General features: G+C 65.9%; 20 protein-coding genes. 10 read left to right on the forward strand and 10 right to left on the reverse strand.

The features are described from left to right. Positions 1-57 precede the first annotated feature (57 nt). The 4 genes from AC1EJR_RS26015 to AC1EJR_RS26030 all read left to right on the forward strand — a co-directional run bounded on the left by AC1EJR_RS26015 (position 58) and on the right by AC1EJR_RS26030 (position 2,777). Positions 58-1,293: a CaiB/BaiF CoA transferase family protein gene (locus tag AC1EJR_RS26015; protein WP_441645733.1), complete on the forward strand. Its 1,236-nt coding sequence runs from the start codon at positions 58-60 to the stop codon at positions 1,291-1,293. Beyond that, complete coding sequence (locus AC1EJR_RS26020; RefSeq protein ID WP_477147783.1) at positions 1,290-2,090, forward strand: enoyl-CoA hydratase/isomerase family protein; 801 nt, start codon at positions 1,290-1,292, stop codon at positions 2,088-2,090. Before AC1EJR_RS26015 ends, AC1EJR_RS26020 begins: the two co-directional genes overlap by 4 nt. Positions 2,091-2,172: 82 nt before the next feature. Beyond that, entirely contained in the window at positions 2,173-2,445 is a 273-nt protein-coding gene (locus AC1EJR_RS26025; protein WP_092289416.1) for a type II toxin-antitoxin system Phd/YefM family antitoxin, read from the forward strand. Continuing rightward, on the forward strand, positions 2,442-2,777 hold the full coding sequence (locus tag AC1EJR_RS26030) for a type II toxin-antitoxin system RelE/ParE family toxin (RefSeq protein WP_477147784.1): 336 nt from the start codon (positions 2,442-2,444) through the stop codon (positions 2,775-2,777). Before AC1EJR_RS26025 ends, AC1EJR_RS26030 begins: the two co-directional genes overlap by 4 nt. 69 nt (positions 2,778-2,846) lie before the next feature. Here the strand turns inward: AC1EJR_RS26030 and clpB are convergent, their stop codons facing one another. From clpB to AC1EJR_RS26080, 10 genes are all read right to left on the reverse strand, one after another. Further along, the gene (gene clpB / locus AC1EJR_RS26035) at positions 2,847-5,435 is read right to left on the reverse strand and encodes an ATP-dependent chaperone ClpB (protein WP_441593582.1); all 2,589 of its coding nucleotides are present in this window, start codon (positions 5,433-5,435) and stop codon (positions 2,847-2,849) included. A gap of 483 nt (positions 5,436-5,918) precedes the next feature. Continuing rightward, on the reverse strand, positions 5,919-6,209 hold the full coding sequence (locus tag AC1EJR_RS26040) for a tlde1 domain-containing protein (protein WP_477113879.1): 291 nt from the start codon (positions 6,207-6,209) through the stop codon (positions 5,919-5,921). Positions 6,210-6,374: 165 nt separating this feature from the next. Further along, positions 6,375-8,534 (reverse strand): 3-hydroxybutyrate oligomer hydrolase family protein, encoded by a 2,160-nt coding sequence (locus tag AC1EJR_RS26045; RefSeq protein ID WP_477113880.1) that lies wholly within the window; start codon positions 8,532-8,534, stop codon positions 6,375-6,377. 306 nt (positions 8,535-8,840) lie between these two features. Then, positions 8,841-9,221: a fluoride efflux transporter CrcB gene (crcB, locus tag AC1EJR_RS26050; protein ID WP_477147785.1), complete on the reverse strand. Its 381-nt coding sequence runs from the start codon at positions 9,219-9,221 to the stop codon at positions 8,841-8,843. Further along, on the reverse strand, positions 9,222-9,725 hold the full coding sequence (locus AC1EJR_RS26055) for a molybdenum cofactor biosynthesis protein MoaE (RefSeq protein WP_092289426.1): 504 nt from the start codon (positions 9,723-9,725) through the stop codon (positions 9,222-9,224). A 1-nt stretch (position 9,726) separates the two neighbouring features. Further along, complete coding sequence (moaD, locus tag AC1EJR_RS26060; RefSeq protein ID WP_092289428.1) at positions 9,727-9,984, reverse strand: molybdopterin converting factor subunit 1; 258 nt, start codon at positions 9,982-9,984, stop codon at positions 9,727-9,729. A gap of 18 nt (positions 9,985-10,002) precedes the next feature. Then, positions 10,003-11,211, reverse strand: a complete 1,209-nt coding sequence (locus AC1EJR_RS26065) for a molybdopterin molybdotransferase MoeA (RefSeq protein ID WP_441645737.1) — start codon at positions 11,209-11,211, stop codon at positions 10,003-10,005. A gap of 173 nt (positions 11,212-11,384) precedes the next feature. Then, positions 11,385-12,830, reverse strand: coding sequence for a threonine synthase (thrC, locus tag AC1EJR_RS26070; protein ID WP_477147786.1), 1,446 nt, complete (start codon positions 12,828-12,830; stop codon positions 11,385-11,387). Between the two features lie 13 nt (positions 12,831-12,843). Further along, complete coding sequence (locus AC1EJR_RS26075; RefSeq protein ID WP_477147787.1) at positions 12,844-14,154, reverse strand: homoserine dehydrogenase; 1,311 nt, start codon at positions 14,152-14,154, stop codon at positions 12,844-12,846. A 54-nt stretch (positions 14,155-14,208) separates the two neighbouring features. Beyond that, positions 14,209-15,438 (reverse strand): pyridoxal phosphate-dependent aminotransferase, encoded by a 1,230-nt coding sequence (locus tag AC1EJR_RS26080; protein ID WP_092289436.1) that lies wholly within the window; start codon positions 15,436-15,438, stop codon positions 14,209-14,211. Between the two features lie 244 nt (positions 15,439-15,682). Between AC1EJR_RS26080 and AC1EJR_RS26085 the strand changes: the two genes are divergently transcribed. The 6 genes from AC1EJR_RS26085 to AC1EJR_RS26110 all read left to right on the forward strand — a co-directional run. Next, complete coding sequence (locus tag AC1EJR_RS26085; RefSeq protein WP_092289438.1) at positions 15,683-16,069, forward strand: Mth938-like domain-containing protein; 387 nt, start codon at positions 15,683-15,685, stop codon at positions 16,067-16,069. Between the two features lie 177 nt (positions 16,070-16,246). Then, positions 16,247-16,708, forward strand: coding sequence for a peroxiredoxin (locus AC1EJR_RS26090; protein WP_092289440.1), 462 nt, complete (start codon positions 16,247-16,249; stop codon positions 16,706-16,708). 276 nt (positions 16,709-16,984) lie between these two features. Beyond that, positions 16,985-18,700: a PhoH family protein gene (locus AC1EJR_RS26095; RefSeq protein ID WP_092289442.1), complete on the forward strand. Its 1,716-nt coding sequence runs from the start codon at positions 16,985-16,987 to the stop codon at positions 18,698-18,700. Between the two features lie 175 nt (positions 18,701-18,875). Beyond that, positions 18,876-19,358 (forward strand): hypothetical protein, encoded by a 483-nt coding sequence (locus AC1EJR_RS26100; RefSeq protein WP_092290797.1) that lies wholly within the window; start codon positions 18,876-18,878, stop codon positions 19,356-19,358. Positions 19,359-19,429: 71 nt separating this feature from the next. Beyond that, positions 19,430-20,077: a C40 family peptidase gene (locus tag AC1EJR_RS26105; RefSeq protein ID WP_441645728.1), complete on the forward strand. Its 648-nt coding sequence runs from the start codon at positions 19,430-19,432 to the stop codon at positions 20,075-20,077. An 82-nt stretch (positions 20,078-20,159) separates the two neighbouring features. After that, a partial coding sequence (locus tag AC1EJR_RS26110) for a transposase (RefSeq protein WP_477147788.1) occupies positions 20,160-20,353 on the forward strand: 194 nt, incomplete at its 3' end.

A 20,353-nucleotide genomic window follows, 5' to 3' on the forward strand; every position in this document is an offset into this window, starting at 1 on the left:
CGGCGCGCCCGCGCGCGCCACCCTCGCCCCCCTCTCCACGAATTCAGGATTCACCCGATGACAGATCTCAGCCAATCCGGCGCCCCGGCGCCTGCCACCCCCCTGCCGCTGGCCGGCGTGCGTGTGCTCGACGTGAGCCAGGTCATGGCCGGCCCCTACGCCTGCATGCTGCTGGCCGATCTCGGCGCCGACGTGATCAAGATCGAACCGCCCGACGGCGGCGACCAGACGCGCGGCGCCATGGGTTTCAAGATGAAGGGGCCGGACAGCATGGGCTTCCTTAACATGAACCGGAACAAGCGCAGCGTCACGCTGGACCTCAAGACCGATTCCGGCCGCGAGGTGCTCTACCGGCTGGCGGAAACCGCCGACATCCTGGTCGAGAACTACCGGCCCGGCGTGATGAAGCGGCTTGGCATCGACTATGAGACGCTGGCCAAGATCAATCCGAAGCTGGTGTACGTGAGCATTTCGGGCTTCGGCCAGAGCGGGCCGTGGGCCAACCGGCCCGGCTTCGACCTGATGGCGCAGGCCATGTCGGGCGTGATGAGCGTGACCGGCTACCCCGGCGGCGCGCCCGTGAAGGCTGGCGTGCCGGTCGCCGATATCGGCTGTGCTCTTTTCGCCACTTACGGCATGCTGGCAGCCTATATCGGCGCCAAGCAGACGGGCAAGGGGCAGTACGTGGATGCGTCGCTGTTCGACTCCGCGCTGGCGTTCTCGGTGTGGGACACCTGCGAGTACTGGGGCACCGGCCGCGAGCCCGAACCGCTGGGCACGGCCAACCGCATGAGCGCGCCCTATCAGGCCATGAAGGCGGCAGACGGCTACTTCGTGATGGGCGCCACCAACCAGAAGCTGTGGCAGCTGCTGTGCCAGACGCTGGATCGACATGACCTGCTCAAGGACGAGCGCTTCGCCACAGTGGCGCTGCGGCTGGCCAACCGGCCGGCGCTGATCGCCGAACTGGAGCAGAGCTTTGCCAAGGCGAGTTGCGATGACTGGATCGAACGGCTGCTCGCCGTAGGCATCCCGGCCGGGCCGATCCTGACCTACCCGCAGGCGTTCGCCAGCGAGCATGGCAAGCATCGGCAGATGCGGATCGAAATCGACCATCCGATCGAGGGCAAGGTGCCCAATATCGGCTTCGCGGTAAAGATGGGCGGCACGCCCCAGCAGGTGCGGCGCCCGCCGCCGCTGCTGGGCCAGCACACCAAGGAAATCCTGGCCGAACTGGGTCTCTCGCAGGACGAACAGCAGTCGCTGGCGACGGCCGGCGCGTTCGGATCATGAGCGCCCCGCTGCCGTCCCCGGACGGGCAGGTCACGCTGACGATGGCAGKCGGCATCGCCACGCTCACCTTCGACCGCCCCGCCGCGCGCAACGCGATGACCTGGGCGATGTACGAGCAACTGGCCGGGCATTGCCGCACGCTGGCCGCGCAAGGCACGGCCGGCGCGCGCGTGGTGGTGATGCGCGGCGCGGGCGGCGAGGCCTTCGTGGCCGGCACCGACATCGCCCAGTTCCAGCAGTTTTCCAGTGGCGACGATGGCGTGGATTACGAGTCACGCATCGACGAAGGCATCCAGCTGGTCGAGCAGCTGCCGATGCCTACCGTGGCAGTTGTCGAAGGCTGGGCGGTAGGCGGCGGGCTCGCCATCGCCACGGCTTGCGACTTCCGCCTCGGCACGCCCAAGGCCCGCTTCGGCGTGCCGATCGCCCGCACGCTGGGCAACACGCTGTCGGCACTGAACCTCACCCGGCTGCGCGCCGCGTGGGGCCTGCAACCGGTGCGCCGCATGCTGCTGCTGGCCCAGATCCTCGACGCGGACGCCGCCCTGGCCTGCGGCTTCCTCGAAGGCGTGCACGCGCCCGACGCCCTGGAGGCCGAAGTCGCCGCCCTCTGCGACCGCCTCGGCGCCCTGGCCCCCGTCACCCAGACCGTGGTCAAGGAAGCCCTCCGCCGCCAGACCGTAGCCGCCGTGGCAGACACCGACGACCTCGTCCGGCAATGCTATGGCAGCGAGGACTTCCGGGAAGGGGTGGATGCGTTCGTGGCCAAGCGGTCGCCGGTGTGGCGGGGAAGCTGACTCCAGGCGGGAATACTTGCGGACAAGACCATATTTGGTCTATATTTGGACCCCATCCACCATGGACCGAGGGAGCCAAGCCGTGAAATTCTCCACCCAGGTCAAACCCATCAGTTACCTCAAAAGCCACGCCGCCGAGATCGTCAAGGACATCTCGGCGTCGCGCGAGCCGATGCTGATCACCCAAAACGGCGAGGCCAAGCTCGTGGTCATGGATGTGCGCACGTTCGAGGAACAGGAAGAAACCCTCGCCCTGCTGAAGCTGCTGGCGATGGGCGCCCGCGACATCGAGCGCGGGCGTTTTCGTGATGTGGAGGACGTCTTCGCCGACCTAGATAAGGACGACGACGCGTGAGGGCCGTCTTCCTTGCAGCGGCAGAAGAGGATTTGCACGAACTGCGCCGCCACATCGTCCGGCGCTTCGGCAAGGCAAGTTGGCAGGAAACCTTGCAGGGCATCAAGGACTCGGTGCGCACGGTCCAGGCCTTTMCGGAAGGCGGTGCCATCCCCGACGAACTGGCAGACCTCGGCCTCCGGCAGTACCGACAGGTCATCTCGGGCATGAACCGGATCCTCTACGAGGTCAGGGCTGACGTCCTGTACATCCACATCGTCTGCGACACGCGCCGCGACATGCGCACCCTCCTTTCCCGCAGGCTCCTGCGAGCGATTCCAGAAGGCAACTAGATGCGAAAAACGGCCCGGAGGGTATCCCCCTCCGGGCCGTTTTCTTGTACCGGCAGATTTGCCAGCCGCTCAGTCCACCATCTTCCCAAACGTGAACGCGCCGTCTTCGTAGTCCACCGGGATCACGTCCTTGGCGGCGAACTTGCCTTCGAGGATGGCGCGGGCCACCGGGTTCTCGATCTGCTGCTGGATCGCGCGCTTCAGCGGCCGGGCGCCGAACACCGGGTCGTAGCCTGCGCTGGCAATCTTCTCCAGCGCCGCCTCGGTCACGTCCAGCGTCATGTCCATGCGTGCCAGACGCGCCTGCAGCCGTTGCAGCTGGATGCGGGCGATGGACTCGATGTGCTGCTGGTCCAGCGAGTGGAACACCACCACCTCGTCGATCCGGTTCAGGAACTCGGGGCGGAAATGCGTGCGCACCTCCTGCCAGACTGCGCCCTTCACCACGTCCTGCGGCTCGCCGGACATCGACTGGATCAGGTGCGAGCCCAGGTTGCTGGTCATCACGATCACCGTGTTCTTGAAATCGACCGTGCGGCCCTGGCCATCGGTCAGGCGGCCATCGTCCAGCACCTGCAGCAGCACGTTGAACACGTCCGGGTGCGCCTTCTCGACTTCATCGAGCAGGATCACCGCATACGGCTTGCGTCGCACCGCCTCGGTCAGGTAGCCGCCTTCCTCGTAGCCCACGTAGCCCGGGGGCGCGCCGATCAGCCGGCTCACGCTGTGCTTCTCCATGAACTCGCTCATGTCGATGCGGATCAGGTGGTCTTCCGAGTCGAACAGGAACTCGGCCAGCGCCTTGCACAGCTCGGTCTTGCCGACGCCGGTCGGCCCCAGGAACAGGAACGAGCCATAGGGCTTGTTCTCGTCCGCCAGGCCGGCACGCGAGCGGCGGATGGCGTCGGACACCAGCCGCACGGCCTCGTCCTGGCCCACCACGCGTGCGTGGAGGCGGTCTTCCATCTTCAGCAGCTTGTCGCGCTCGCCCTGCATCATCTTGGCGACCGGAATCCCGGTGGCACGGCTGACTACCTCGGCGATTTCCTCGGCACCCACCTGCGTGCGCAGCAGCTTGTTCGGCTGCTTCTGCTCGCTGGCCTCGGCCTTGGTCGCCGCCTGCAGCTTGCCTTCCAGTTCCGGCAGCTTGCCGTACTGAAGCTCCGCCACCTTGTCCAGCTTGCCCTCGCGCTGCAGCCGGGTGATCTCGAGCTTGATCTTCTCGATCTCTTCCTTCAGCGCAGCCGCGCCCTGGGCAGCGCCCTTCTCGGCGCGCCAGATCTCGTCCAGGTCGGCATATTCCTTCCCAAGCCGCTCGATTTCCTGCTCGATCAGCTCCAGCCGCTTGCGCGACGCCTCGTCGCTCTCCTTCTTCACGGCCTCGCGCTCGATCTTGAGCTGGATCGTGCGGCGCTCGAGCTTGTCCATCGCCTCCGGCTTGGAGTCGATTTCCATCTTGATGCGCGCGCCGGCCTCGTCGATCAGGTCGATGGCCTTGTCCGGCAGGAAGCGGTCCGTGATGTAGCGGTGCGACAGTTCCGCCGCCGCGACGATGGCCGGGTCGGTGATCTCCACGCCGTGGTGCAGTTCGTACTTCTCCTGCAGGCCGCGCAGGATGGCGATGGTCGCCTCCACGCTCGGCTCTTCCACCAGCACCTTCTGGAAGCGGCGCTCCAGCGCGGCGTCCTTCTCGATGTACTTGCGGTACTCATTGAGCGTGGTCGCGCCAATGCAGTGCAGCTCGCCGCGCGCCAGCGCCGGCTTGAGCATGTTGCCGGCGTCGATGGCGCCCTCGGCCTTGCCCGCGCCGACCATGGTGTGGATTTCGTCGATGAAGACGATGGTCTGGCCTTCATCCTTGGCCACGTCGTTCAGCACAGCCTTGAGCCGTTCCTCGAACTCGCCGCGATACTTGGCGCCAGCCAGCAGGCCGGCCATGTCGAGCACCAGCACGCGCTTGTTCTTGAGCGTCTCGGGCACCTCGCCGTTGACGATGCGCTGGGCCAGCCCTTCGACAATGGCGGTCTTGCCCACGCCCGGCTCGCCGATCAGCACCGGATTGTTCTTGGTACGGCGCTGCAGGATCTGGATGGAGCGGCGGATTTCGTCGTCACGGCCGATCACCGGGTCGAGCTTGCCCGCACGGGCGCGCTCGGTCAGGTCGACGGTGTATTTCTTGAGCGCCTCGCGCTGGGATTCGGCATCGGCACTCTGCACGGTGTCGCCACCCCGCACGGTCTGGATGGCCGCCTCGAGCGACTTGCGCGACAGCCCATGCTCGCGCGCAATACGGCCGCCCTCGCCTTTGTCGTCAGCCACGGCGAGCAGGAACAGCTCGCTGGCAATGAACTGGTCATTGCGCTTGATGGCTTCCTTCTCGGTGGCGTTGAGCAGGTTGTTGAGGTCACGGCCCACCTGGACCTCGTTGGTGCCCTGCACCTGCGGCAGCCGCTTGATGGCGGCGTCCAACGTGGTCTGCAGCCCACTGACGTTCACACCGGCGCGCGCCAGCAACGTGCGCGCGGCGCCATCGTTCTGCGCCAGCAGCGCGCGCAGCAGGTGCACCGGTTCGATGTACTGGTTGTCGTGACCCAGCGCCAGGCTCTGCGCATCAGCAAGCGCCTCCTGGAACCGGGTGGTGAATTTATCAAGTCGCATTCGGATCCCTCTCTCTCTAGGAAAGTGTGTCCTGTTGCGCGGGGTGGCCCGGCCCGGACACGTTACTTCGGAAAGATAGGGCTTTGACTTGACATTTCAAGGCTGACGGGCGGATTTCGAGCGGCGGCGCCAAAGCCATATGGCGACCGCAGTKACCACCAGCGTCGTCAGAAACGAGGGAAGCCAATACAACAACGCTTCGAAGTTGTATCCGTCCTCAGCGGGATCGAAACGCCGGTAATGGTCGAACAACCACTGTCCGAGCCACGGAGGAATAGAAATGACCTCCGAGTAATCCAGCCACTTGGCAGTCAGGTACAGAGGAAAAAGCACAAGCCACGCGGCCAGCAACACGACTTTKACAAGTGCCTTTAAGACCGCCGTCACGGCGTGGACCTCTTGACCGTGAGTCTGCCGTAGCAGGCAACATCCGTGTTGGGAATCCGGCCGACAGTCGATGCTTTGAGCAAAGCCCTCAGGCGGTCAAAGTCGGTGCGAGACATCGTCCACTCTTCCATCCGCGGCGAAGAGGGCGAACCACCTGCGCCTGTCGGTCGAAAACGGATTTTGCTCCCGAAACCATCTCAAACGCCCGCCAGAGGGCCGGTCTAACACGTAATAAGTGCCAGGCGTGATCGGACCGGAGTTCTTGCGACAGGCGGCAAGATATCTATTGATGTCCCCATCTCGTCCCGAGAATGCCGGCACATCGAGTACGCCGGACCGAAGCCGACTCATGGGCCGGTCGTTGAGATAAAACGTCAAATCGATCATGACTCGATGCTCCTTCGTGAAACGAGCATCGAGATTGGCTTAGGGGCGCGCCAGGCCCAATAGGAATTGTTCGAAAGCGGTCATCAAACTGACTGGGGTCAGAACGCTCCCGTCGAGATGTGGGGTCTCTCGACGGGAAATGTGGCGTTTAACGCACCCGTCCGACTAGTTCGGCACGTTCACCGTCGATCCACTCACCGAAATCACATCGCCCGCCGCCGGGGTGGCGGCGATCGGGGGGACGTTCGAGGGCAGGATCTGCGGTGCCGGGGCGGCGGTGCCTCCGCGTGACGTGGTGCGCACCACTTGGGACGGCGGCAGGGCCGTGCCGCTGCGCAGGTTGGCGTACACGGCGTCAAGCGCCCGGTTCAGGTACACGTGCAGCGGGATGAAGGTGTTGGCGTAGCCAGGCAGTACGTCGATGAAGGCGTCGAAATGCTGGCCGTTGGTCACCTCTATATAAGAGAGTTTGCTGCTGGTGCCCTCGGCCACCTTGTTCAGCCCCAGGTAAGGCCGCGACGTGTGGTTGACCGGCAGCAGGCCGTCGCTGCGGCCATGGACGATCATCGCCGGCTTGCCGCGCAGATTGCCCGTGCGCAAGGTCTGGCCGATGCCCGCCTGGAGTGCTGCGCTGTTGGTCAGCAGGTCGCGCAGGCAATTGGCGCCGGGCAGGTTGGCGTCCGCGACGCCGCCGACGCTGTTGGTGGAGAGGAAGTCGCGGGCGGGGCCGCCCTGGGCTTTCTCGTTCATGAGCGTCACGCCGGTGCTCGGCGGCACGCCGTTGCCGGTGGAGAACGTCAGGGCCAATATGTTTGGCGGGATGGTCACCGGGGTGCCGGTAGCGCCGCCCGGCGAGGCGAAGGTGTAGTCGCACAGCTTGTCGGTGACGCTGGCACGCGAGTAGGAGTTGGCGTACGTCACCGAGATCGAGCTGGCCACTTCGAGCGATGAAAGCGATGCATGCAGCACATCGGATTCTGGCTCCCAGCCGGCGGCGTGCAGGCGTGTGAAGGCATCGGTCGACTGGTCAGTCAGCGACGCGCCCGTGAGTTGCCCGTTGCCGACCAGCGAGCCGCAGCGATTGGCGCCCTGGATGACCGTCACCGAGGTGAACGGTGCCGGCAGCGACGCCGTGCCCGCGCAAAGCGAGAACAGGTTCGCCGTGGTCGTGTAGTCATACAGATGCCGCCCCGATGACCCCACCGTCACCCCGCCCCGCTTCACCGTGATGGCCGGCACGGCGGGCATGTTCACGTTCGGCTCGCCCACAGCCACGCCGTCGATCAGGCCGTTCGTATCCTGCTCCGCCGCCGCGATGGCCGCGCCGCCGCCGTTGGAGACGGCCGAGGCGATCACCAGGATCTTGTCCTTGCCGATGGAGGCCTGCCGCACCCCGTCGGACCCCACGGTGCCGAATTTATCGTTGATCGCCCACATGGCGAACTCGATGGCCTGGAGCGTGTTCAGCCCCCAGTTGGCCTCGGGATTCTGCTTCGAGTGGGCGTGCTTGTAGGCCAGCCGGTGCGGATTGGCAGTGGTGAAGTCCGCCAGCGACTGCGCGCCCGGCTGCGCCGCGAACTGGGCCAGCTTGCCGGCGCCGGTGCGAGCCTGGCGAGTGCCGTTGATCAGCGGCACGGTGTCCGAGTCGAGGTCGTGCGGCCCCGCGCCCGTGCCCTTGTCGGTATAGGCCACGGCACAGCCGCGCTTGAGCCCCCATTCGCCGACCGAAATCCCGCCATAAATGCCGCGCGAGCCCGACGAGGTCGCCGAGATCAGGCAAGGATTGGCGGGATCGAAGTTGGTCGGGATCTGCGCCATGATCGTCACGTTCTGCTGGCCGGTGCCGTCGTCGGCAAAGGCGATGTACTCGGTACCGGGCACCTTGCCCTGGCTGGCCGTGACGTTGCCCTGGGCATCGACGTTCGGTCCGTACAGCGAGCCGTACCCGCCCAGCGGATTGGTATCGACGATGGCGCGGTAGTTATTGAAGATGGCGATGCGGCGCAGCTCGGCCGCCGTGGGCGCGGCGGGATCGGCGGGAACCGGCGCGGTAGCCGTGGCGATCAGGCCGTCCTTGCCGAGCCCGGCGGTCAGCAGGTCGTCGGTCGTGCCGTCGTAGTTCTGCACGCCGATGGTGCCCACCACGAAGGTCGGCCGGTTGTTCGGGTTCTGCGTGACCGGGCCGCCACCGCCCCCACCGCTGTTGTTGTTGTCCCCGCCGCCGCAGGCGCCAATCAGCAGCACCGCCACGGCGGCGGCAACGGCGGTGTGGCATCGTGGATCGACTAGGAATTTTCCTGCGCGCGTTGCAAGGCTATGCGTCATGGGGTGTCTCCTGTTATGTATGCCGGCGGGGCCGGATCGGTAAAACAGAAACAAGACCTACGAACCGCAAACTGCAAACCGCAAATGCAAACCAACGGGGGCGACGGGGGCGACGGGGGCGATGGGGAGCACGCCCGGCGGAGCGTCGTATTCGTCCCTCCCGGGACATAGTAGACGGTTCAGGCGTTTGGATGCGAGCAGGCAGTCAGTCGAATGCCAGCTATAGCGCCGATGCCGGAACCTGTATGTGCGACCCGATACATAGGCATCGGGCCAGCCAAGTGTTTGACGGAAAAGGGAAAATACTTAGGCGAGCGCGCGCCAGGTCCAGATGCCGAAGGCCGTGAGCACCAGCGAGCCACCCAGGTGCACCACCACGTGGGCGAGCGCCCAGCGATAGTCGCCCGCCATCAKGTTGCCGACCACCTCGCTGGAGAACGTCGAGAACGTGGTCAGGCCGCCGAGAAAGCCGGTGACGGCCAGCAGCCGCCATTCGGGCGAGAGGCCCGGGTGCGACTGGAAGAACGCCACGGCGATCCCGACCAGATAGCCGCCCACCAGGTTGGCGGCCAGCGTGCCGTACGGCAGCGCCGGGTTGGCCGCGTTCCACAGCACGGAAAATCCCCAGCGCAGCCAGGCGCCCGCGGCGGCGCCGACGCCCACCGCCACAAACCCGAGCGGACCCATTCAACCTTCCTTATTGTTGTTCGATGTGTTCGATGATTCGGCGTTGAACGATTCGATGCCCCAGCGGCGCAGCGCCGCGTCGTCCGAGACCCGCGCATCGACCCAGCGCGCGCCCTCGGGCGTTTCTTCCTTCTTCCAGAACGGCGCCTCGGACTTCAGGTAGTCCATGATGAACTCGCACGCCGCGAAGGCATCGCCCCGGTGCGCGGACGCCACGGCGACCAGCACGATCTGGTCCAGCGGCTGCAACAGCCCCACGCGATGGACAATGGTCACGCCGAGCAACGCCCAGCGCTCGCGCGCGGCGGCCTCGATGCGTTCCAGCGACTTCTCGGTCATGCCCGGATAGTGCTCGAGTTCCATCGTCCGGACCGCCGTGCCGTGCGTGACATCGCGCACGGTGCCGATGAAGCTGGCCACGGCGCCCACGCCGGGATTGCCGGCCCGCAGCGCCGCCACTTCGGCGCCGAGGTCGAAATCATCGTGCTGCACGCGTGCGCTCATCTCAGCCTCCGGTCACGGGCGGGAAGAACGCCACCTCGCAGCCCTCGGCCAGCGGCGTGTCGGCGCGGGCCACGGCGTGGTCCACGGCCATGCGCAGCGCGCGGCCCTCGGCCAGCGCCTCGGCCCACTGGCCGCCGCGCTCGCGCAGCCAGCCGCGCAGGTCGCCCACGGTGCGTACGCTGGCGGGCACCTCGGCGCGCTCGGCGCCCTGCCCCACCTGCTCGCGCACGCTGGCGAAGTATCGGAGTTCGATTTGCATGATGTTCGGGTCCGCGCGTCAGCCCAGCAGGCCGTCGAACGGGATGAATTGCACGGTGTCGCCGCGACGAATGGTCTGGTTCGGCGGGTTGTCGATCAGCCCGTCGCCCCAGACCGTAGACGTCAGCACGCCCGAACTCTGGTTCGGGAACAGGTCGAGGCCGCCCGCGTCGTTGAGGCGCGCGCGCAGGAATTCGTTGCGGCGGTCGCCACGCGCCAGATCGAAATCGGCACGCAGCGGCAGGCGGCGCGGCGTCACATCGGCCACGCCTTGCAGACGCAGGATGAACGGCCGCACGAACAGCAGGAAGGTGACGAAGCTCGACACGGGGTTGCCCGGCAGGCCGAGGAAGTGCGCTGGACTGTCCGAGCCGTTCGCCACCTGGCCGAAGGCCAGCGGCTTACCGGGCTTGATGGCGATCTGCCAGAGGTCCAGCCGCCCTTCGGCCTGCACGGCCGGCCGGATATGGTCTTCCTCACCCACCGAGACGCCACCCGAGGTGATGATCAGATCACACCCTTCGGCGGCGCGGCGCAGGGTGTCACGCGTGGCGGCCAGCGTGTCCGGCACGATGCCGAAGTCGGACACTTCGCAGCCCAGGTTTTCGAGCAGGCCGCGCAGCGTGAAGCGGTTGGAGTTATAGATGGCGCCCGGCTTGAGCGGCTCGCCGGGCATGGCCAGCTCGTCGCCCGTGAAGAACACGGCCACGCGCACGCGGCGCACCACATCCAGCTTCGCCTGCCCGACCGAAGCCGCCAGGCCCAGCGCCTGCGGCGTCAGCCGCGTGCCGGCCGGCAGGATCTCGGCGCCGGTTTCGATGTCCTCGCCCGCGCGGCGAATCCATTCGCCCGAAGCCGGCACATGATTGACGATGACCGCGTCGCCATCGGCCACGCACTGCTCCTGCATGACCACGGCATCGGCGCCGGGCGGGATCAGGCCGCCCGTGAAGATGCGCGCGGCGGTGCCGGCGGCCAGCGCCGTGCCCACGTGGCCGGCCGGAATCCGCTGCGAGACCGGCAGGCGCGTACCCGGCGCGGGGACGTCGGCGGCGCGCATCACGTAGCCATCCATCGAGGTATTGTCGGCGGGCGGCACGCGCAGCGTGCTGGTCACGGGCGCGGCCAGCACGCGGCCGTTGGCGTCGAGCGTGTCGACGGTCTCGGTGGCCGTCAGCGGACGCACGCCGGCCATCAGGGCCGCGAGGGCCTCGGCCATGGTCAGCATCGGCGGACGGTTGGCGGCAGCAGTTGGAGTGKGGGCTTGGGTCATGTGAGCGTGGCTGGAATCAGGTTGGCCCATGAAAAACAGCCCCCGGCGCGAAGCCTGGGGGCCGTGGCAGCGGGCCCGGCAAACCCGATTGTAACGAGTTGGGCGCCGGTCGGTCGCTGGACAGTCGCTTACAGTCCGGTGTGCCGGGCGATGTACGCCTTGACCTGCGCGGCATCCGCCGGCATCACCTCGAAACGCTGCGGCAGCGCCTCGATCCCATCGAACGCGGCGGGCCGCTCGGGCTCGTGCCCCAGTGCCTCGCGGATCGTGTCGGCGAACTTGGCCGGCAGTGCCGTTTCCAGCACTACCATCGGCACGCCCGGCGTCAGGTACTCGCGCGCCACCTTCACGCCATCGGCGGTATGGGTGTCGATGGTGACGCCGTAACGCGCGTGCACGTCGCGGATGGTGGCCAGGCGGTCGTCATGCGTGCTGCGGCCCGAAACGAAGCCGAACTGGCGGATGCGGTCGAATTCCGGCGTGCCGGAGAGATCGAAGCCCCCCTTGGCATCCACGTCGCGGAACAGCGCGGCCAGCTTGTCGCCGTCCTGGCCGAGCAGGTCGAACACGAAGCGCTCGAAGTTCGAGGCCTTGGAGATATCCATGCTCGGGCTCGACGTGTGGTACGTCTGCGCCGAGGTCCGCACGCGGTAGGTGCCGGTGCGAAAGAACTCGTCGAGCACGTCGTTCTCGTTGGTGGCCACCACGAGCTTGTCGATCGGCAGGCCCATCATGCGCGCGATATGGCCGGCGCAGACGTTGCCGAAGTTGCCCGACGGCACGCAGAACGACACCTTCTGGCCAGGGCCATCGGTGGCCAGCAGCCAGCCCTTGAAGTAGTAGACCACCTGGGCCACCACGCGCGCCCAGTTGATCGAATTGACGGTGCCGATGCACTGGCGCGCCTTGAAGGCGTGGTCGTTCGACACCGCCTTGACGATGTCCTGGGCGTCGTCGAACACGCCTTCGATGGCCAGGTTGAAGATGTTCGGGTCCTGCAGGCTGAACATCTGCGCGGTCTGGAACGCGCTCATCTTGCGGTGCGGGCTCAGCATGAACACGCGGATGCCGTCCTTGCCGCGCATCGCGTACTCGGCGGCGCTGCCGGTGTCGCCGGACGTCGCCCCGAGGATGTTCAGCTTCAGGCCGGCCCGGCGCAGTGCGTACTCGAACAGGTTGCCGAGCAGCTGCATCGCCATGTCCTTGAAGGCCAGCGTCGGGCCGTTCGACAGGCCCAGCAGTTGCAGCGGCGTGCCGCCTTCCTCGCCCAGCGTGCGCAGCGGGGTGATGTCCGCCGTGTTATCGCCCGGACGTGCGTTGCAGTACACCTCGGCGGTGTAGGTCTGGCGCGTCAGCGCGCGCAGGTCGTCGGCGGGGATGTCATCGCAGAAGCGCGAGAGCACCTMGAACGCCAGGTCGGCATAGGACAGCTTGCGCCAGGCTTCCAGTTCGTCGGCCGTGATCTGCGGGTACTGCTTCGGCAGGTAKAGCCCACCGTCCGGCGCCAGGCCGCCCAGCAGGATCTCGGAGAACGATTGCGGCATGTCATGGCCGCGCGTCGATTGGTATTGCATGAGCGAGGGCGTCTTAGTTCAGTTCTTCCATGCGCAGGCGCGTCACGGCGGACAGCACCGTCGGCAGCGACTCGATGCCGCGGATGGCGGCGTTCACGTGCTTCTCGCGCGTGAGGTGCGTCAGGATGATGATGTCGGTCTGCGGCTCGCCCTGGCGCGACTCCTTCTGGAGCATTGCGTCGATGCTGATGCCGCCCTCCGCCAGGATGCGCGTGATCTCGGCCAGCACGCCGGTCTCGTCGGACACGCGCATGCGCAGGTAGTAGGAGCTGGTGACTTCCTCGATCGGCAGCACCGGCACGCTGGACAGCTCGTCCGGCTGGAACGCCAGGTGCGGCACGCGATGGTTCGGATCGGCCGTATGCAGGCGCGTCACGTCCACCAGATCGGCGATCACGGCCGAGGCGGTCGGCTCAGCGCCGGCGCCCTTGCCGTAGTACAGCGTGGTGCCCACGGCGTCGGCCTGCACCAGCACGGCGTTCATCGCGCCTTCCACATTGGCGATCAGGCGGGATGCCGGCACCAGCGTGGGATGCACGCGCAGCTCCACACCCTCCTCGCGGCGGCGCGTGATGCCGAGCAGCTTGATGCGGTAGCCCAGTTCCTCGGCGTACTTGATGTCGATGGCGGACAGGTTGGTGATGCCTTCCACGTGCGCCTTGTCGAACTGCACCGGCATGCCGAAGGCGATGGCGCTCATCAGCGTGACCTTGTGGGCGGCGTCGATGCCCTCGATGTCGAAGGTCGGGTCAGCCTCGGCATAGCCCAGCTGCTGGGCTTCCTTGAGCACCACGTCGAAGTCCAGGCCCTTGTCGCGCATTTCGGACAGGATGAAGTTCGTCGTGCCGTTGATGATGCCGGCGATCCACTGGATGCGGTTCGCGGTCAGGCCCTCGCGCAGCGCCTTGATGATGGGGATGCCCCCAGCCACGGCGGCCTCGAACGCCACGATCACGCCCTTGCGTCGCGCAGCTTCGAAGATCTCGTTGCCATGCACGGCCAGCAGCGCCTTGTTGGCGGTGACCACGTGCTTGCCGTTCTCGATGGCCTTCAGGACCAGCTCGCGGGCGATGCCGTAGCCGCCGATCAGCTCCACCACGATGTCGATTTCCGGGMGGGTGACCACCTCGTTGGCATCGCTGACGACTTCCACCTCGCCGCCGGTCAGCTCCCGGGCGCGCTCGGTGTTGAGGTCGGCCACCATCGCAATCTCGATGCCGCGGCCTGCACGGCGACGAATTTCTTCCTGATTGCGCTTGAGCACGTTGAACGTGCCGCTACCAACGGTACCGATGCCGAGAAGGCCGACTTTAATGGGTTGCATGGACGTCTGACTCTGGGTTGCTTGATGCGGGATGAACGGGGGCGCCGCGGCGGCTCAGGCCGTGCCGTGACGTTTTCGATAGGTTTCGAGGAAGCGGCCGACGCGCGTCACGGCCTCGCGCAGGTCTTCCTCGTGCGGCAGGAACACGATCCGGAAGTGATCCGGCGCGCCCCAGTTGAAGCCGGTGCCCTGCACCAGCAGCACCTTCGATTCCTGCAGCAGTTCGTAGATGAATTCCTGGTCGTCCTGGATCGGGTACATCGACAGGTCGAGCTTGGGGAACAGGTACAGCGCGGCCTTGGGCTTGACGCAGCTCACACCGGGGATCTGGGTGATCAGCTCATAGGCCAGGTCGCGCTGGCGGCGCAGCCGGCCGCCCTCGCCCACCAGGTCGTTGATGCTCTGGTAGCCGCCCAGCGCGGTCTGGATGGCCCACTGGGCCGGCACGTTGGCGCACAGCCGCATCGAGGACAGCATGTTCAGGCCCTCGATATAGTCCAGCGCCGGGCGCTTGTCGCCCGACACCACCATCCAGCCAGCGCGGTAGCCGCACGAGCGGTAGTTCTTCGACAGGCCGTTGAAGGTCACTGTCAGCACGTCCGTGGACAGCGCGGCGATCGAGGTGTGCGAATGGCCGTCGTACAGCACCTTGTCGTAGATCTCGTCGGCAAAGATGATCAGGCCGTGCTCGCGCGCGATGGCCACGATCTCCTGCAGCAATTCGTCCGAGTACAGCGCCCCGGTGGGGTTGTTCGGGTTGATGACGACGATCGCCTTGGTGTTCGGGGTGATCTTCTTGCGGATGTCGTCGAGGTCCGGCATCCAGTCGTCGGCCTCGTCGCAGATATAGTGCACCGGAGTGCCGCCGGACAGGCTCACGGCGGCGGTCCACAGCGGGTAGTCCGGCGCCGGCACCAACACCTCGTCGCCGCTGTTGAGCAGCGCGTTCATCGACATCACGATCAGCTCGGAGGCGCCGTTGCCCACGTAGATGTCGTCCAGCCCCACGCCCTGGATCTTCTTCTCCTGGGTGTAGTGCATGATGGCCTTGCGCGCCGCGAAGATGCCCTTGGAGTCCGAGTAACCCGCCGAATTGGGCAGGTTGCGCATCATGTCCTGCTGGATCTCCTCCGGGGCATCGAAACCGAACACGGCCAGGTTGCCGATGTTCAGCTTGATGATCTTGTGCCCTTCCTCCTCCATCTGCCGGGCCTTTTCCAGCACCGGGCCGCGGATGTCATAGCAAACGTTCTGGAGCTTGTTCGATTTCTGGATGGGTTTCACGGCGGTGTTGGCGATGTCAGGGCAGGCTGCCGGTCTCCGTGGCAGCGGATTTTCGGAATCTTCTGGAATGTCCTGGCAAGTCTGGGCGGACGGCGGCGCATCCGCGGTGATGTGCCCGGCGCGTGGCAGACAGGGAGGCAAAAGCTATAATTTATCGGATTATGACAGACTTCGGCATGGATTCTTGCATTGCAGCGACGCTTTCCCGCGCCGGGCGCACGATCCTGCCACCGCGAGCCCCCTCTTGAAACTCCACGCTGACAAACCCCACAATCTCAATACCGTGACCAGCTACGGCCCCGGGTATATCGAAATCAACCTGGTCCGCCACAACCAGTCCGTGCTCGTCATGCCGGAAGGCCCGGTCGAGCCGTGGCCGGTTGCCCGTTTCGAGGACCTGGAACCCGCCCATTTCGACGTCCTGCTCGATAAACAGGCAGAAGTCGTCCTGCTGGGTACCGGCAACAAGCTGCGTTTTCCCCACCCGCGCCTGACCGCCGCGCTGGCTCGCCGCCATATCGGCGTGGACGCCATGGATCTCCAGGCCGCATGCCGCACCTACAATATCCTGATGGCCGAGGGCCGCAAGGTGGCGGCGATCCTGCTGGTGGAGCCGATCGACGAAGCTTGAGCGGCGGGCCCCTGGTGCGAATATCGGCTGGCAACCTGCCGAGGTTGAGCACACGCCACGCTTGAAGTCTGGCCGACTGCCCCAAACTGCACCCGCCATGGCACAAGCCCGGATCCCCCCCACAACAAACGGGCCGCCATCACCGATGATGCACCGCCATCCAGGAGAGCCACCAGCATGACAGTCAGTCTCAACCAGGCCGTTCCGGACTTCCGCGCCCCCGCTACCGGCGGGGAGTTCCATCTTGCCGGCCAGCGCGGCAAGACCGTGGTCCTGTACTTCTACCCGAAGGACAACACGCCGGGCTGCACCACCGAAGCGATGAACTTCCGCGACCAGTACGCCGAGGTCGAGGCGGCCGGCGCCGTGGTGTTCGGCATCTCGCGCGACAGCATGAAGTCTCACGAGAACTTCAAGGCCAAGCTTGAGCTGCCCTTCGCGCTGATCTCGGACGCCGACGAGGCGCTCTGCAGCCTGTTCGATGTCATCAAGATGAAAAAGATGTATGGCAAGGAAGTGCGCGGGATCGAGCGCAGCACTTTCATCCTCGACGGCAAGGGCATCCTGCGGCACGAGATGCGCGGCATCAAGGTGCCGAACCACGTGGACGAAGTCCTCGAACTCATCCGCAAGATCTAGTCCGCCAGGCGCCACTGCCACGGGCGCAACACCGCGCAACACTCCGTCCGCAGGGTCATTGCCAAACCGAAAACGTTCGGATACATTGGCCCGTAATGCGTTCAGATCCCAGTTGCCACGCTGTTGTACCGTTCCGGCCCAGGAGAGAAAGTCCCCGGGCTGGTAGCGGACCTGCCGTGTCCGGGGTCCGCGAAGAAGCCGCCACACCTGTTCATCAGGCATGGCGGCTTTTTTGTTTGCCTGCCCTTTTCCGCCCCCCTGAAAGGATGTCCAAGCATGCCGCTGCCTACMATGCCCGCCAAGCCTGCCCAATTGCTGGACCCGAGCGAATTCGCACCGGTCTCACTGCCCAAGGCCAAAGCCGCGCAGGGTAAGAAACCTGTGCCGACGCTCGAGCGCGAGGCATTGCTCGATTCAGGCCCGACCGGTGACACGGGCGACCTCCAGGCGCCCGCCACGCGCGGCCGCGCCGGCAGCCCCACGCGCGCCCGCACCCCGGACGCCCCGGCGCCAGCCACGACCGCCCCGTCCGCGCCGGCCGTGAGCCTGGTCAAGCCGGCGGCCGGCCCCACGCGCCGCGCCCGCAAGGCCGAGGGGCCCAGCAAGCTGTTCGTGCTGGACACCAACGTGCTAATGCACGACCCGAGCTCGCTGTTCCGCTTCGAAGAGCACGACATCTATCTGCCGATGATGACGCTCGAGGAGCTGGACAACCACAAGAAGGGCATGAGCGAAGTCGCTCGCAACGCGCGGATGGTCAGCCGCACGCTCGACTCGCTGGTCGGCGCCACCGACGGCGTGCTCGACGACGGCCTGCCGCTGGCCACGCTCGGCAACCGCGATGCGCAGGGCAAGCTGTTCTTCCAGACCCGCCTGAACGAGATCAAGCTGCCCGAAGGCCTGCCGCAGGGCAAGGCCGACAACCAGATTCTGGGCGTGGTCAGTGCGCTCCAGCAGCAGTTCCCGGAGCGCCAGGTCGTGCTGGTGTCGAAAGACATCAACATGCGCATCAAGGCGCGTGCGCTGGGGCTGCCGGCCGAGGACTACTTCAACGACCAGGTCCTGGAAGACAAGGACCTGCTCTACGCGGGCGTGATGCAGTTGCCCAACGACTTCTGGGCCAAGCACGGCAAGGGCGTGGAAAGCTGGCAGGACCCGAAGTCCGGCGCCATGTTCTATCGCCTGACCGGGCCGCTGGTGCCGTCGTTCCTGGTCAACCAGTTCGTCTACCTGGAACCGATGGACGGCAGCCTGCCGCTGTACGCGCAGGTCAAGGAAATCAACGGCAAGACCGCCCTGCTCCAGACCCTGAAGGACTACACCCACAACAAGAACAACGTGTGGAGCGTGGTGGCCCGCAATCGCGAGCAGAACTTCGCGCTGAACCTGCTGATGAGCCCGGACATCGACTTCGTCACGCTGCTGGGCCAGGCCGGTACCGGCAAGACGCTGCTGGCGCTGGCGTCCGGCCTGGAGCAGGTGCTGGACCAGAAGCTCTACAACGAGATCATCGTCACCCGCGCCACCGTGCCCGTGGGCGAGGACATCGGCTTCCTGCCGGGTACCGAGGAAGAGAAGATGCAGCCCTGGATGGGCGCGTTCGACGACAACCTCGAAGTCCTGCAGAAGAGCGATGACAGCGCCGGTGACTGGGGCCGAGCGGCCACGCAGGAGCTGATCCGCTCGCGCATCAAGGTCAAGAGCATGAATTTCATGCGCGGGCGCACGTTCGTGAACAAGTTCGTCATCATCGACGAGGCCCAGAACCTGACGCCGAAGCAGATGAAGACGCTGGTCACGCGGGCCGGCCCCGGTACCAAGATCGTCTGCCTGGGCAATATCGCGCAGATCGACACGCCGTACCTGACCGAGGGCTCGTCGGGCCTGACCTATGTGGTAGACCGCTTCAAGGGCTGGAGCCACAGCGGCCACGTCACGCTGGCGCGCGGCGAACGCTCGCGCCTGGCCGACCACGCGGCGGACGTTCTTTAAGTACCGCCCGCCCGGCATTGTCCGCCGGGTGGCGTTCGTCTCCCTTTTTACCCGGATCCGGGCGTCCGCGTGGATGCCCGTCCATGTCGTCACGTCGCGTCGGGCTTTGGCTGACAGCCAAAGCGCGGCAGTGGCGCTATGATCGTCCGGTGTTCATGTCGATACGGAGGCGTCGATGGACAAGCCACAATCGTTCAATCCCTACCTGTCCGGCAATCCACGGACCCTGTTTTCCCGCCATTCGCGCACCACGCGGCGGCGCCGCATCCTGGCGGCCACGCTGATCGGCACGTCGCTGGTCGTCGCCGCCACCTGGCGTCCGGCCCGGGCGGCCGAGGAAATGGTCATCCGCACGATGGGCCCCGTCAGCTATGTCTGCGGCGGCGTGGCGGAGGATGAGCGCGCCAAACTGACCGAGCAGGAGAAGAACTTCAACATGGGCATCCTGTTCACACAGGGCCCGAATGGCGAATTTTTGTCGGAAGTTGACGTCAATCTGACACGCGACGGCCAGCCGGTGGCCAATTTCAAGGCTGGCGGCCCCCGCTGCCTCATACGTGCGCCCGAAGGCAGCTACAATATCGAAGCGACCTATAAGGGTCAGGCCAAGTCCATGAAGATCAGCACCGGCACGCGCAACGCCCAGCTTCGCTGGTGATGCATTAACAATGCGCTAACCGCGCTGCACCGCGGACGGACGCGTGACCCGGCAACCGAACAAAAAGAAGGATGCCGCAGCGCCCGCTTCGCCTTTTCTCTCTCAATGCCTCCCGCACCGCCGCCCTCGCGGTAAGTGCCGCCGCGCTGCTACTGGCCGCCTGCGCCGGCGGGCCGCCGCCCCGGCAGGGTTCGTCCGTGCCCCGGGCACCCGGCAAACCGATGATCGACCCGAGCGCCGGACTTGAGGAAATCTCGATCCAGGCGATGTCGCTGGTCGGCACCCCCTACCGCTACGGCGGCAACACCCCCGATTCCGGTTTCGATTGCAGCGGCCTGGTTCGCTACGTGGTGCAGCGCGCCGCCAACGTGAACCTGCCCCGCACGACCGAGCAGATGGGCCAGCGCGGTTCGTCGCTGGACCGCAGCCAGGTGGCCTCCGGCGACCTCGTGTTCTTCAACACCACGGGACGCGCCAATTCCCACGTAGGCATCTATGTCGGCCAGAACCGCTTCGTCCATGCGCCCGCCACCGGTGGCACGGTGCGGCTCGAGGACATGGGCAAGTCTTATTGGGCCTCCCGCTACAACGGCGCCCGCCGCGTGGTGGCAGCTAGTAATTTGCCGATGACGCCGGCGCCCGCCCCAGAAGCCCCCTCGCCCGCCCCTGCGCCCACCCAGGAAGACGACGACCCCATCGCCGCCTTCGCCCGGCAATAGTCGTCTAGTAAAAGGCGTAAAAAAAAGCCAGGCGCGATGAACTGCACCCCAAAAGTTGGACACCAACTTTTGGGGTGTTTTCATGTATCGGTACTCGGAGCAGTTCAGGCTGACAGTTATCCAGAGCTACCTGGACGGTCAGGCAGGCTATGGTGAGATCGCCAAACGCCATGAAAGAGACAGCGGAACAGTACGGCGCTGGGTGGCGGGATACCGCCTGCATGGCGCGGCGAGCATCAAACGGAAGTACACGCACTACAGCGCCGAGTTCAAGCT

It is taken from the genome of Cupriavidus sp. 05T42 (assembly GCF_056396345.1).